We start from the raw sequence: 13,987 nt of genomic DNA on the forward strand, positions 1-13,987 counted from the left end.
TATGAAGTTTAATCTATCATACTTTATTACTAAGCACTTCCCAGCACGGCAGCTCTTAATTCGCCAAGAGGGTGAAGTGAAAGTGGTTGAGCTAACCACCAAGAAGCAGTGCACCATGGCGCTTAGTGCTTTTGTATGTGTTGCTTCACTTGCCTCTTTTGGTGCTTATAACTTCTGGCAGCAAAGCGCATTGCAATTAAGCAGCGGCGATGTGGTTGCTGAAAATGAGCAATTGCGTCAGCAAATCGCTGCGGCAAAGCAGCAGCAAGAGCAATTTATTGCCCAGTTGAGCCAACTGGAGCAACGCCAGCAACTGACACAGAATGTACTGGCTTCCTTGCCCGCATCTTTGTTGCCGGAACAAGGCATTCCCTTTGAGGCCAGCGATACGCCTTCGGCGGATACTAGTGTCGATGAGCGTTTAGCAACGCTACAGCAGCGTCAATACGACACCTTCTCCCTACTCGACCAAGCCATAGTCAAACGTGAACAAATGCTTGGCGCTGCCATTGCCCGTGCAGGCCTGCCCAGCACTGTGATGGATGAGCTGATTGCTAAAAGCGAGGAGCAGGTGGCTCAGGGCGGCCCGCTGGAATTACTCGATACCGATGAGCAGGACACCAGCTCACTCAGCGTGGTCGATAAGCTGTTGACCCTTAACCAGCTAGAGTCCATGTTGGCGCAGGTACCGCATATGTTACCTGCAGCAGATTACTATATTTCCAGCAGCTTTGGCCTGCGTAAGGATCCCATGAATGGTCGTCGCGCTATGCACAAAGGTGTAGACTTGGCGGCATGGCGTAACACCGAAATTTTTGCCCCTGCGGATGGAACCGTAGTGCGAGCCGGGCGTAACGGTGGTTATGGGCGTTTTATTGAAATAGAGCATGCCAATGGCTTTACCACGCGCTTTGGGCATTTAAATAAAATTCACGTTAAGCGTGGAGATCTCGTCACTAAGGGTGAGGTCATCGCCTTAATGGGAAGCACCGGTCGCAGTACCGCAACTCACCTCCATTACGAAGTGTTGCACAATAATAAACATATCAATCCGGTCAAAATCACCAAGGCATTAACCGATGTTTTCAAAGAACAAAGATACACAGAAGAGTAGTCCCGTTGTGAATAATAATAAAAATAGCAGTACCCCCTCATTAATTTCCGCAGATGTGCGCCTAACCGGCTCACTGTTCAGCCAAGGCGAAGTACAACTTGATGGTCGCATCGAGGGTGATATTAAAGCCGAGGTGTTAATGATTGGCAGCCAAGGCCATGTAGAGGGCAGTGTTGAAGCCGGTGAAGTGACTATACGTGGTCGTGTAAGCGGTTCAATTCGCGCCAATAAGGTGGCAATTGAAAGCTCTGCACAGGTTCAGGGCGATGTGTTCCACAACACCCTGAGCATCGCCGCTGGCGCGCAGATGGAAGGGCAAATCAAACAGCTTAACCAACAAGAAACATTATCGCTTGTCAGCAATGATGAAGAAGCCTTGGTAGCCGAATCTTAACGGCTACTTTTTTCGCGCGGTGATGTACATGGTAACGGCCGCGCGAAACACTAACTCTCCACGCATATTCACTATCTCTACCGGCACCACTAAGTCTTCTTTATCCAACCATTGATGGGGCATAGGAATTTTCGCCGTTGCCTGCATATCGGTATCCACCTTATTTAAATACTCCACCGTCATTCCCTTGGGGATCCAGCGATGGGTTTTATGGGGCACGGTCGCATCCGTCATCACTCCGGCCACCAACTCGGCCAAATTACACTGGGCAATCGCATGTATGGTACCGATATGGTTATGCACGGCACGGCGGTTTTTCACCTTAGCCACACACTTGCCCGGCATCAGCTCACTAATAGCTGGTTTAATTGATGAAAAATACGGCGCTTTCGCACAGACGGCCTTTGAAAACAGCCAGTGCCCACAGGGCCACTTAGTGAACTTTTGATAGGTACGTAATAATGGGGGTGCAGTCATTGTTCTTCTCCTTAAGCACTCATCGTACCAGTAAACATGCGTTTGGGTATAAATGCAACTACATCCTTAGTCGTATTTATTGGTCTTGAAGGTTCAAGCTCTACTAGTAACGGAGACGCCGCAACTTCAACACGAATAGAAACTTCTGTTCAGGAATGAATCTTTTGCACAGATGCTAATGCAATTAATAAGTTAGATCTTGTCGCGGTGGGCGACGAGCGACCGAAGCACGGCTTCGCAGCGCGAGGAGGTGGAGGCAAGGAGGCCGACAGGAGCCCCGCTTCAAGGATGAATGGCTTGCACATACTTTTAACCCTCCGTAACCCAACATTGCATTATTTCCTCAACGCGCTTCGAGAAGTGAACGTAACCAGCGCGCACAGGGCGTCCATGCCCTGAGCACGCTTTCCCCCGCTGCCCCCTCCTCGCTGAGTTCGTCACCTTCAAGCGGCGAGAGTGAAATTGTTCACTCTCTTATTTCCGCTTTCAGCCCTGCGGGCGATTACTCTTCTCGCATCGCGTTTCGGATGCAATGTAAGGGGGGTTAGCTGATAAATCTGCGTTTCAATTTAGGTTAACGCAAACTGTAAATCTGATTAAAGCGAGGATCGGACGTTCATCCTTCCACCGAAATCACAGTGTATGCGTCCATAGTCGTTGAGTTTCCCCTATAGTCAGGAAACGATCCAATGGGTCGTTTTTGTCGTGTCCACGTTTAGAGCAATGTAGCGTAACTTCAATGCTGGTAAGTACTTCCTAAATTTGCTATCAATGGTCATAGGACAAAAACGAGACAGATTGCGGCAGAAAAACGACCCAATCGCTCGATATTAAATTGTTATATTCCTAGAGTTTCATCAACATGGAGAGTTATAAATGAGAGTATTTATTTTTAGTTTTGTTTTACTTTGTTCACAGTTTTCATTCGCCTCAGATTTAATTTTAGCTGAGGAAATTAAGTTAAAGTCCGATACACTTGGGGAAGAAAGAAACTTATTAATAAAACTTCCAAAGAAATATCACGATGAAGATAATTCGTATCCAGTATTATACGTACTACACGGTCAATGGGATATGCTTTCAACCCTATCGACTATTGATCTATTAGAAGATCAAATTCCAAACTTTATAGTTGTAGGTATAGAAAGTAGAGGAAAAGAACTTAGTCCTGAAAATGGAAAAACAACGCCCTTTGCTGAGTTTCTTGCGACAGAAGTCGTATCTTTTGTTAATGATAATTACCGAGTTGCGCCTTATACAATTCTATCTGGGCATTCTAATTCAGGCCGTTTCGTCTTAGATTATTGGTTAAGTAATAATCCTGGTTTTTCTAAATACTTCGCTTTCAGTCCTTCTCTTGACGATAATTACATCTTAGATATGGTATCCAAATCAAAAATTGAGGATTTAAAAAAGAAAGCTCCTCTTACGATCACCATCGCAAATGAAGGTGAGCATATGCAAAACCCTTTTACTGAATTAACTCAGAAGTTAAGTAACTTATCTAAAAGCTCTTTTGAATTCCAAAAATTCCCAGAGCAATCTCATAGAACCACTAAACATTCTTCTATGCAATATGCTTTACAATCAACATTTGCGGGCTGGGAACCAACCTACGAAGTAAAAACTTCAGGGTTAAACGGTTTAAAAAAACACTATACAGATTTATCTAAAAAGTTTGGGTTTAAGGTTTCTGTTCCAATCGAAACCTTGCAAAAGTTAGTAGCTCATTATGCTATTTCTGAAAATGCGACTGAAGAACTTAATAAGCACATAGCTTTCACGATTAATCAATCTTCAGAAGGCATAGATTCACTGTTTGAAATATCTGACTATTTATCTAGTAATGGATATAAAGAAGCCGGTGAAAATATTCTCAATGTAATATGTGATCAGGCTAAAAATAATCAAAGGTGTAGTGGTTAGTACGGAATATAACAAGGTAATTAAACGGAAAATTAACAGTTGGCTTTTTCCGCTTCGCTTCAAATTATAGCCAACTATCAATTTCCGCTTATTGCGGTGTTACCACAGTCCACTAGTGGCACTTATCAGCCCATCAGCAAACTCTGAAATATCAGGTGCCGCCTCTCCCGTTTTGATTCGCGCTGAAGAAATCGGCTTTTGTTGTGAAGCGTGGAGTTGATCGTGAGACACGATGTCGAGCTAGATTTATCAGGACATGGATGTGCTGTTAAATCGCATCAACACCTAAGCGGAACGTTTAACAAAAACCTGAGTTCGTAAGCATTGGCGAATCACGGGTTCGCGGAGTTTCCAAAGAGGGAGTCGAATCACTCCCTCTTTGGTTGTCGTCGCCAACGCGACAAAATAAACGCGACAGACACACAAAACATTTCCACATTAATGCTGGCATCTATTTGGAGACATTTTTACAATACGTCTTTGTAAGCTAGGCCGTATTATTATCGTGAGTTCTTCTTCAGTTTCATCCAGTTCTCAACCGAGCAAATCTCTGATCACCGTATTAATGATGCTGGTGGTGTTTTGCCCGCTGGCCATCGATATTTACCTGCCCGCCTTTGTGGTGATGGCCAAAGATTTCCAGGTATCACAACAGCAACTGCAACAGACGGTTGCCATTTTTATGCTCACCGTAGGTCTGGGACAGCTTGTTGCCGGCCCCCTGGCCGATAAAATAGGTCGCCGTCCCGTTGCCCTTGCGGGTATTGTGATTTATGCCCTGGCTGCCACGGCCGGTGCCATGGCCCGTGATTTAAATTGGCTGTTGGTGGCCCGTGCCGTGCAAGGAATCGGCGCCTGTGCCACCTTTGTTGCCGCGTTTGCCATCGTGCGCGACGTGTTTGGTCCGGCGCGCAGTGGCCAGATGCTGACCTATTTAAATGGCGTGGTGTGTTTTATTCCCGCTCTGGCGCCCATTTTAGGTGCCTGGCTGACGCTGCGTTTTAACTGGCAAAGTAACTTTATCTTTATGCTGATATGGGCCGTGATCGGTGCCCTCGCCACCTGGTTTATCTACCGCGAAACCCGCCCGCATGATAGCCACTATCAGGGCCATATTTTCGATTTTCGGCGTTTTATGCCCATTTTACGCAACCCAATTTTCTTGTTTAACGGCTGCATCACCATGCTAACCATGGGCTCAATTCTAATGTTTGTAACCAGTGCTCCGGGCTGGATCATCGAGCACCTGGGTGAAGATATTCCAACCTTCACGCTGTGGTTTTCCATTAATGGTGCCATTAGCATGGTGGCCTGCTTTATCGCCCCACAGCTTATTAAACGCAGCTCCCGCCGCGCCCTGCGCTTAGGTCTAACCCTGATGTTGGTGTGCGCCATTGCCTTGGTGGCCGGTCAACACAGCGCACACGCCGCAGCGCTGATGATACCCATGTTTGTAGGCGCCCTGGGTTATGCGCTTATTCTTGGCAGTGCCGCCGGCGCCGCCCTAGCCCCTTTTGCTAAGCAGGCGGGCACCGCCTCTGCTTTGGTTGGCGTTATGCAGATGAGCGGCGCAGGAGTGCTGGTGCTAATAACCCAGTCTCTGCCCCTGTCAGCGCCAGCGTTAATCGCTTTGCATATAGGTATGCTACTGCCATTTTGGCTAGTTCTACTAGGCAACAAAGGAAAAATGTTACATAAATAAGACAAACTGTTGCATTTTTAGCCAGCAATTTTTGAAGGGTTCTCAAATTGCTGGCTCCTGTCCCCATAGTAATCCAGCCTTAAAATCCTCTTTGAATTTAGCTAGATAGAAGCCTCTTTATAACTTTCCTGCCCATATCATCTACAGAATATTCTAAAAAAGTACAAAAAAAGGAACAAATTACTATTGCACTTTGTGCCAACATACGTAAGATTGTTAACGAATGTTAAGCAACGGTTAACACCCTTCAATGCTTTTGAGGTTACTATGAAAAAAACAATGATTCGCAGCGCGGTTGCGTTAGCACTTCTAAGTGGCGCAACACAGTCTATGGCTGCTGATGACCGTTACATCATCCAAGTTGACAACGATAAGAAAGGCGTCGTGAAAGCGCTCGCTAAAAAACTGGGTGGTGAAGTTAACATGGATAGTAACGGCTTCTTCGCAGCGACTTTCGCTGGTAAAGACTTGGCCACGGTTAAAGGATTACTAAACAACCCACACGTTAAATTGGTAGAAGCAGACCAACGTCGTTACCCTATGGGTCTATATAACGACGACCTTGGTGACCCAATGTCACAACAGCTGACTCCTTATGCTGTTTACCAATCACAAGCGAACCAAGTGACTTTCAACGCCAACGCTGGCATGAAAGTGTGTGTTATCGACTCTGGTCTTGACGCATCTAACCCTGATTTCAACTGGGGTGCAATCACAGGTGACAATGACTCTGGTACTGGTAACTGGTTCGACAATGGCGGCCCACACGGTACTCACGTAGCCGGTACTATCGGTGCAGCAGACAACAACATCGGTGTAGTCGGTATGGCTCCGGGTGTTGATATGCACATCATCAAAGTATTTAACGCTGCAGGTTGGGGTTATTCATCTGACCTAGCTCACGCTACAAACCTATGTTCACAAGCGGGCGCTAACATCATCAGCATGAGCCTAGGTGGCGGCGGTTCAAACAGCATTGAATCGAATGCATTTGCAGACTTTACTGCAGCAGGCGGTCTTGTTGTTGCTGCAGCAGGTAACGATGGCAACAGCGTACGTTCATACCCTGCCGGTTACCCATCGGTAATGATGATCGGTGCTAACGATGCCGACAACAATATCGCAGACTTCTCGCAATTCCCAAGCTGTGCTTCTGGCCGCGGTAAAAACGTGACCGAAGATGAAACCATCTGTGTAGAAGTAACTGCAGGCGGTGTTGATACGCTTTCTACTTACCCTGCGGGTATGGCGGCATTCGCTTCAGCTTCAGCTGACGGTGCAGGTGTAGAAGTATCGGCAATGGAAAATACAGGTTCAGCAGCCGCTGATCTTTACTTCATGGGCACGGCAGAAGCGAGCGATAGCGGCGCAGCTGGCAAAGTATGTCTAATCGACCGTGGTGTAATCTCTTTCCACGACAAGGTTGCTAACTGTGAAGCTTCTGGTGGTCTGGGCGCGATTATCGTTAACAACGAACCTGGCATGCTTTACGGTACGCTGGGCGACACCAACAGCACTTCTATCCCAGCAGTAGGTACAGCCCTTGAAGACCGTGCAGCACTTATGGCAGCAACTTCAGCGACTGTTACTATCTCTGCGAGCGACTATGGCTACATGAGCGGTACTTCAATGGCAACACCTGCTGTTTCTGGTATTGCAGCACTAGTTTGGTCTAACCACCCTGAGTGTACTGGTACAGACATCCGTAACGCGCTTAAAGCGACTGCCGATGACCAGGGTGCAGCGGGTAAAGACGTATACTTCGGTTACGGTATCGTAAAAGCGGCTGACGCTGATGCATACCTAACGGCTAACGGCTGTGGCGGTGACGGCGGCAACGGTGGCAACCCAGGTGCTGACGTAACTCTGGATGCCAGCGGCTATAAAACACGTGGCGACGCATACGTTGACCTATCGTGGGCCGGTGCAGCAACCTCTATGGTAGATATCTACCGTAACGGTCAGCTGATCACAACTACGGCTAACGATAACGCCCACACTGACAGCCTAGGTAAGGTTGCGGGTAGCTTCGGTTACCAGGTGTGTGAGCAAGGCAGTTCAGTATGTTCAACAACTGTTACTGTTAACTTCTAAGCCAAATTAGAAGTGAGTAAATAAAGCGGGCTTTATGCCCGCTTTATTGTTTTTTGTCGAGCTGCTACCCTGTGCGCTTTACAGGCAACCTTTCGTTATCATGCTTAACCCCGAACTTCTCTTGTCCTTTCTCGGCGCCAGTTTTCTAATCGCCGTGGGTCCAGGCCCTTCCAATGCCTTTTTAATGGCGCAAACCTTTGCCAATGGTCGCCGCGCCGGGCTGCATTGTGCCCTCGGTTTTGCTTTAGGCGGCGTGGCCCATACCCTGTTTGCCGTGGTCGGCTTATCGGCCTTGCTCAAGGCCTCCACTACCGCCTATACCACGGTGCAATATTTAGGGGCCTGCTATTTGGCTTATCTCGGCATTATGACCTGGTGGCAAAGCTGGCAGCAAAATGCGGCGAGTGAGGCGTGTGAAGACAAGCCCCATGTGCAAATTAAAAAACAAAGCCCGCTGTTGCAGGCTATGATGACCGAGGTACTGAATCCCAAGGTGGCGCTCTTTTTTATCGCCTTTATTCCTCAATTTGTTGACCCGACACTAAACACCTCCACCACGGTACAACTGGCTATTTTTGGCCTGCTCTACCCTATCCTGGCGTTTCCGGTGGATTGCACCTATATCTATTTCGGTGACAAGATTGCCCGTTACTTTAAACGTAACCCCAGTGCCCAACTCTGGATAGACAGGCTGACCGGCTTGATCTTTATAGCGCTGGCCATCAACCTGCTGCTCTAGCGCAACACGAGCTGACCTGTCTTTATTTTTGCTGCAACAACCAAAGATAGAACTGCTGCAAATCATCAAAGCGCCTGTCCACATGGCTAAAATCCTGAACCTGGGAATGGCAATTAGGGACGGCGGCCACCGTTAGCCCGGCATCTTTGGCCGAGCACGAGCCGGTATGGGTATCTTCAATGGCTATGCCCTGCGCGGCGGGCACCGACAGCTTCTCAAGGGCCATAAGATAAGGCTCGGGGTGAGGCTTAGGGTGGTGCACATCGTCCTTGCAGACGATACAGCTAAACAGGGAGCTTAGTTGATAGCCATGTAAAATAGGGTCAACCTCGTCACGGGTGCTGCCGGTCACTAGGGCTAGAGTAAAGCCCGCTTGATGAGCCTGACGCAAAATAGTCTCGGCATAAGCCATCAGCGGCGGCAAGGTATTATGTGCCCGCTCGGCAAAGAGCTTGTTCTTTTTGGCGGCCAAGGCCAAAGGATTTACCTGCAAACCATGTTCGAGCACCATGTCCTCGGCCGAGGCCAGTGTTGGTCGCCCAGCATAACGCTGACAAAAGGTCAGTTCATCATAGCGAACGCCATACTCCGCCAGTACCAGATCCCAGCAGTGAAAGTGCACCGCCTCCGAGTCCACCAAGGTGCCATCGAAATCAAATAATAAGGTGGTGATCATGCTCCCTCCAAAGTTCAACAGACCCTAATAACACAAAAGCGCCCTTGGGCGCTTTTGGTCTAACTTGCTGTAGGTGGCTCAGCGCTGGCTGGCTCACCACTTTCAAGCTCAACTAACTCATAGCCGCGAGCTTCGCGTACTACTTTTAGCACCGGCTTTTCAAAAGCGCTTTTTAGTCGCTCGGCATCGGCTTTAAGCTCGTCAAGGTCATGGCCAAAGGGTGCGGCACCGGTTTCTGACCAGTTACTTACCTTGCCATTGGCTGTGTATTCCACTTCGTGGATTTGATAAAGCGGCTCTTTGCCCTGCTCTTCCGCCAAGATAACGCGATAGTTCCAAAATCCAGACATGCAAATGCTCTCATGTATCTATAAAAACTGTACTGTACCAGTAAGGTGATGCGATATAAACGAAAAAACCCGCCATCAAGGCGGGTTTTGCATAACTTGCTTATTCGTTAGCTTAGAAGAAGCTGATCTTGAACTCGGCGCCAATGTAACGCTCTTCGTTCACCATGGCGGTGTTGTTGTTGAAATCAACGGCGCCAATGGCTTGCTGCTCATCAAACAGGTTACGAACGAAAGCCGACACTTCATATTCGTTGTCGCCTTCTGCCCAGCTATAACCAGAACGTAAGCCAACTTCGGTCAAGGCCTTGCCTTCAAACTCCACCGACTCATATAAGAAGAAGTCGATTTCGCTGCGGTATGAAACGTCCGCATAAGTGAAGAACTCACCATCGGCCATTTCACGGCTGTAACGAAGCGTTAGGTTTGAGATCCACTCAGGAGCGTGCGGCAAACTGTTGCCGTCCAAAATAGCACGGTCTTCAGGACCAAATGCACCCGGCACCTGATAGGTAGGATCCGTTACCGTACACTGAGCACAAACGGCAACCGCTAGGTCATCGTCTTTCAACTCGGTGTTATTGTAGCTCAGGTTGAAAGTAGCATTTAGGTTGTCTGTTAGTACCCATTGGGTATCTAGCTCAAAACCATAACCAGTTGTTTTGTCAGCGTTAACAAGACGGTTAAAGTTGGCACCACCACCTACTGCGGTCAGTTGCTGGTCGTCCATATCGTAATAGAATACAGCCAGGTTAACGCGACCACGACCATCCCATACATCTGACTTGATGCCCGTTTCGTACGAGGTCAGAGTTTCAGACTTGGCTACGGTTACTTCATCGCCAAACAGGATACGACCCTGAATACTTGGTGCACGGAAGCTGTTGGCAACACGGGCGTACCAGTTGATATCATCATTCACTTTATAGTTGGTTGAGATATCCCAGCTCACATGGTCGTCACTTGGGTTTTCCGTTAGGAACAAGGTACCGCCGCCAACTGGGCTCAAGGTACGGTTCGCGCTAAATTCTTTATCGTCGTCGGAGTAACGCAGACCCACGGTCACTTTAAAGTCGTCGGTTACTGTGTAATCAACCGAGCCGAATACCGCCCAGGCTTCGGTGTCTTGCTGCTGGAGCACATAACCGTTCAGGGCACCATTGGCGGCCGTGTCATAGCTAAAGTTTTCAATGGTCAAAGCTTCATCAAAGTAGAACAAACCTACCTGATAGTTAAAGTCGCCGGAGAAGTTACTGGTCAGGCGCAGCTCTTGAGTATATTGGTCGTGATCCGGAATACCGTCGGCACTTTCTGAAGTGAACGGAATAAAGCCTGGGCCACTTGGCACTGCTTGGCCGTCGATTTCATAACCGCCGTAACCACCATCGATATCGGCGCGTGAGTAGATCTCAGCACTTTCCCACGCCGTGATTGAGGTCACTGTGTGCTCATCCAGATCCCATTCCAGGCGCAGGCTGGCACCTTGAGATTCTACTTGCTGAGTTGCACGTGAAGCGGCGTCGTGTTGTATCTCGTCGTGCTCAAAACCGGATACCAAATCATTGCTGCCCGCTTTGATAGCATTGGCACGAAACGCAATAGGCGTGCCGTCCATATCGCGAACATGGTAGTTAAACAGGCCGGTGAAATCGTCACCTTCGTAAAGGAATTGAATACGCGCGGCTTGGTCGGTGTAACCGCCTAGCACGTCTTTTTGTTCAAAACCCGGTGCCACGTTGTCGATGTAGTTGTCTTTATCTTGCCACAGTACAGAAACGCGCGTTGACAGGCGATCCGTCAGGGCGCCACCTACGGCACCTTCAAAGTCGATAGCACCACGACTGCCGTATGATACCGAGCCATAACCTTCAAAGTCCTGGCTTGGTTTAACGGTATCGAACTTTACCAGACCCGCCGGGGTATTACGGCCGAACAGGGTACCCTGAGGACCACGCAATACTTCAACGCGAGCCACGTCAAATACTGGGAAACCTTTAAGAATGGCGTTTTCTTGCACCACTTCGTCAACAACTAAAGAAACTGGTTGTGAGGCGTTCAAATCGAAGTCTGTGTTACCTAGACCACGCACGTAAAAACGTGGGAATGAGCGACCGAATGAAGATTCAATCGACAAGCTTGGGATCTTGGCATTCATAAAACGAATATCCATACCCGCGGAGCTGTACGCATCCAGGCTGTCGCCCTGAAGTGCAGAAACGGCTACAGGAACTTCCTGTGCATTTTCAACACGTTTACGAGCTGTGATTTGAATAACTTCAAGTGATTTGTCTTTCGCCGCTGGGCCTTGTTGCTCGGCAGCTGTGGAAGAGAATGCAGAACCTGCAGCAGCAGATAACAGCGTTGCTTTAATTAGATTGGCAAGCGCAGTACGTTTCATCGCTTTCATGTCGGATTTAACCCTTATTTGTACTCTTTTGTTCATTGGTAGATATGTAGCGCCCTATCACCCGGCACAATGTTCAATTTTTCGCGTGCTCCACGCGGACCTTAAATTTGAGAGTACAGGCACCAATAAAAGGCTGAACATTACGGTGGCGAAGTATAGCACCGAAATGAAGCTTCAAATCAGCTTTATTTCATTTTTTTGCAACATTTCCCACCTTTTACCAACACAATCGAGAATTTTAAAAGATTTTATGCGCATTTAAGGACAATTGTCCTTTATGCATAAAAAATAAGCATAGTCTAATTATAATATTTCGCGATACCCACCAAACTTATAAACATAAAAAGCCCAACACCGAACCTAACTGGTTAATAAATATACCATTCAAAAATAATCAGGTGGCGCCAAATCAATCTTCAGCTTGTGCAACAAAGACAAGATAGCGAGATTGAGTTCTTCGCTGCGGGCCAGGTACAGATTAAAGTCGGTGGTTTCAATATAACAAAGCACCTCGATACACAGCCCCCGCGGCACAAATCCGGTAAAGCGCGCGCGACAGGGGCTATCTGCAACATCTGGCTGCTGCCCCAACAGTTGCATCAACTCGGCTTGTAGGTCCGCGATCTGCGCGCTACTGGTACTTCTATCAAGGATCAGCTCGGGACGATAGCCAATACGCTCACGCTCGGAAATGTTTTCCAACTCCATGTCAACAAAACGAGCATTGGGCACATGGATCACTGTGCGGTTTAAGGTGCGCACCCGGGTGGCCCGCAAACCAATTTCTTCCACCGTACCAACCTGCTCGCCAAAGCGGCATACCTGCCCTACCCTTACCGGCGCCGATGAATACAAGGTGATAGCACCGATAATGTTCTCCACCGATTTTTGCGCCGCCAAAGCCACCGCCAAGCCACCAATACCCAACCCGGCCACTAAGGTGGTGGCGCTAAAGCCAAGGTTTTCCAACCATAAAAATAACGCCATGATGACCACGGCGATTTGCACTACGTTGCCAAGCGGTCGCAGCAGATACACGGCTTGCTCATTGCCTCTTAGGATCAAGCGCTGGCTAAAACGATAACGGACTACGTCAATGGCGCGCAGGGCAAACCAGGTCCAGGCTATGATCAATAAGGTCGCCCCTTCAAAGACGGCTTTGCTGGCCAGCGTCGAATTGGCCTCTGAGGCCAGGTTGCGGGCCAATATCACCCCGAGCAACAAACACAAGGGGCCATTGATCAAACCACTGGCCTCGGCACTTAAATCCGGCTTAATACGCTTGGCAATAAAGGCAAGCACCCGGGTAATAGCAAGCGCCAGTAATAAATACACCAGTAAATTGGCACTGTAATAGACCCATTGCCAGAGTTTGACCCCGAGAAAACTTTGATCCGGGAGATGCTTGTAGAGCCACTCGCCGCTTGGGGAATAACTGTAATGCGTCTTTAATAAGGGGATTTGTGCCACCGTGGCATTAGATATCTTCCAGATATAATTACCGCCACTCTCTGCTGGCACCCTTTGTAACAAAATCTGCACCGGCCCCTGAGCGGTTGTGAGTTCGCCCACCAAGTCGCGATAGCTAGGCAGTAAATCCTGCTCCTTGCCTTGTGGCTGACTGCTGAGGCTTGGCAAGTCGACCCAAAGAGTGCGCTCAAGCACCAAATAAAGGATTTCCGCCAATTGCGGTTTGCCCAGCGCCAACACCTCGGGGCTCAAGTTACGAAAATCTAAATAGTCACTGGCCAAGGTAAAATCGCGAGACCTAGCGGCATTAAGATAACCCTGCATGGCCCCACGAGGCGTTTCCCTGTGCAGCTTATCCAGCGCCACCTCTTCAATACCTTGGTCTTGCTCGCTTGCCTCTTGCTCCGTCTGCTCAGGCTGCTGATTTTGCAATATCTCTTTTACCGTTACCTTGCCTTGTGTGGCCCCGCACAGGCTACTGGCCAATAACAAAACCAGTAAGCACGCCCTTATCAACATCGTCTAGTATCCTTAATTCCATCTTCAATTAGCATAGACAGCAAAATTAAAAAGCTCACACTTTATCGTTAAAAATTGCCTTAAAAGCAGACACTTGATAGATTCAAAAAGCTATTTTTATT

The 13,987-nt window shown here is 48.3% G+C and carries 11 protein-coding genes; 6 read left to right on the forward strand and 5 right to left on the reverse strand.

The window, feature by feature from the left end:
- Nucleotide 1: 1 nt before the first annotated feature.
- Both C2M24_RS01630 and C2M24_RS01635 read left to right on the forward strand, forming a co-directional pair.
- The gene (locus C2M24_RS01630; protein WP_105200960.1) at nt 2–1,114 is read left to right on the forward strand and encodes a M23 family metallopeptidase; all 1,113 of its coding nucleotides are present in this window, start codon (nt 2–4) and stop codon (nt 1,112–1,114) included.
- Between the two features lie 7 nt (nt 1,115–1,121).
- Nucleotides 1,122–1,508 (forward strand): bactofilin family protein, encoded by a 387-nt coding sequence (locus C2M24_RS01635; protein ID WP_233997986.1) that lies wholly within the window; start codon nt 1,122–1,124, stop codon nt 1,506–1,508.
- A gap of 3 nt (nt 1,509–1,511) precedes the next feature.
- Here the strand turns inward: C2M24_RS01635 and C2M24_RS01640 are convergent, their stop codons facing one another.
- Entirely contained in the window at nt 1,512–1,985 is a 474-nt protein-coding gene (locus C2M24_RS01640) for a hotdog fold domain-containing protein (protein ID WP_105213075.1), read from the reverse strand.
- Nucleotides 1,986–2,861: 876 nt separating this feature from the next.
- Here C2M24_RS01640 and C2M24_RS01645 point away from each other — a divergent pair.
- The 4 genes from C2M24_RS01645 (at nt 2,862) to C2M24_RS01660 (ending at nt 8,446) form a co-directional block, all read left to right on the forward strand.
- The gene (locus tag C2M24_RS01645; RefSeq protein ID WP_105213076.1) at nt 2,862–3,911 is read left to right on the forward strand and encodes an alpha/beta hydrolase; all 1,050 of its coding nucleotides are present in this window, start codon (nt 2,862–2,864) and stop codon (nt 3,909–3,911) included.
- 505 nt (nt 3,912–4,416) lie between these two features.
- A complete protein-coding gene (locus C2M24_RS01650; protein WP_267894369.1) occupies nt 4,417–5,613 on the forward strand; it encodes a multidrug effflux MFS transporter in 1,197 nt (398 codons plus the stop codon).
- A 279-nt stretch (nt 5,614–5,892) separates the two neighbouring features.
- The gene (locus C2M24_RS01655) at nt 5,893–7,707 is read left to right on the forward strand and encodes a S8 family serine peptidase (RefSeq protein ID WP_442792497.1); all 1,815 of its coding nucleotides are present in this window, start codon (nt 5,893–5,895) and stop codon (nt 7,705–7,707) included.
- A 100-nt stretch (nt 7,708–7,807) separates the two neighbouring features.
- Nucleotides 7,808–8,446 (forward strand): LysE family translocator, encoded by a 639-nt coding sequence (locus tag C2M24_RS01660; protein ID WP_105213147.1) that lies wholly within the window; start codon nt 7,808–7,810, stop codon nt 8,444–8,446.
- A gap of 22 nt (nt 8,447–8,468) precedes the next feature.
- Here C2M24_RS01660 and C2M24_RS01665 read toward each other — a convergent pair whose 3' ends face one another.
- From C2M24_RS01665 to C2M24_RS01680, 4 genes are all read right to left on the reverse strand, one after another.
- On the reverse strand, nt 8,469–9,122 hold the full coding sequence (locus C2M24_RS01665; RefSeq protein ID WP_105213079.1) for an HAD family hydrolase: 654 nt from the start codon (nt 9,120–9,122) through the stop codon (nt 8,469–8,471).
- Nucleotides 9,123–9,181: 59 nt separating this feature from the next.
- A complete protein-coding gene (locus tag C2M24_RS01670; RefSeq protein ID WP_105213080.1) occupies nt 9,182–9,472 on the reverse strand; it encodes a hypothetical protein in 291 nt (96 codons plus the stop codon).
- 112 nt (nt 9,473–9,584) lie between these two features.
- A complete protein-coding gene (locus C2M24_RS01675) occupies nt 9,585–11,876 on the reverse strand; it encodes a TonB-dependent receptor (protein ID WP_105213081.1) in 2,292 nt (763 codons plus the stop codon).
- Nucleotides 11,877–12,260: 384 nt separating this feature from the next.
- Nucleotides 12,261–13,865 (reverse strand): mechanosensitive ion channel family protein, encoded by a 1,605-nt coding sequence (locus C2M24_RS01680; RefSeq protein ID WP_105213082.1) that lies wholly within the window; start codon nt 13,863–13,865, stop codon nt 12,261–12,263.
- Nucleotides 13,866–13,987: the final 122 nt, after the last annotated feature.

This window comes from Pseudoalteromonas sp. T1lg22 (assembly GCF_002964645.1).
GTDB lineage: Bacteria > Pseudomonadota > Gammaproteobacteria > Enterobacterales > Alteromonadaceae > Pseudoalteromonas.

What these genes read in the sequence shown, in the direction of transcription:
- C2M24_RS01660 (WP_105213147.1), top strand. Translation starts at nt 7,808, where the DNA reads ATGCTTAACCCCGAACTTCTCTTGTCCTTTCTCGGCGCCAGTTTTCTA.
- C2M24_RS01630 (WP_105200960.1), top strand. Translation starts at nt 2, where the DNA reads ATGAAGTTTAATCTATCATACTTTATTACTAAGCACTTCCCAGCACGG.
- C2M24_RS01680 (WP_105213082.1), bottom strand. Translation starts at nt 13,865, where the DNA reads ATGTTGATAAGGGCGTGCTTACTGGTTTTGTTATTGGCCAGTAGCCTG.
- C2M24_RS01675 (WP_105213081.1), bottom strand. Translation starts at nt 11,876, where the DNA reads ATGAAAGCGATGAAACGTACTGCGCTTGCCAATCTAATTAAAGCAACG.
- C2M24_RS01645 (WP_105213076.1), top strand. Translation starts at nt 2,862, where the DNA reads ATGAGAGTATTTATTTTTAGTTTTGTTTTACTTTGTTCACAGTTTTCA.
- C2M24_RS01640 (WP_105213075.1), bottom strand. Translation starts at nt 1,985, where the DNA reads ATGACTGCACCCCCATTATTACGTACCTATCAAAAGTTCACTAAGTGG.
- C2M24_RS01670 (WP_105213080.1), bottom strand. Translation starts at nt 9,472, where the DNA reads ATGTCTGGATTTTGGAACTATCGCGTTATCTTGGCGGAAGAGCAGGGC.
- C2M24_RS01665 (WP_105213079.1), bottom strand. Translation starts at nt 9,122, where the DNA reads ATGATCACCACCTTATTATTTGATTTCGATGGCACCTTGGTGGACTCG.
- C2M24_RS01655 (WP_442792497.1), top strand. Translation starts at nt 5,893, where the DNA reads ATGATTCGCAGCGCGGTTGCGTTAGCACTTCTAAGTGGCGCAACACAG.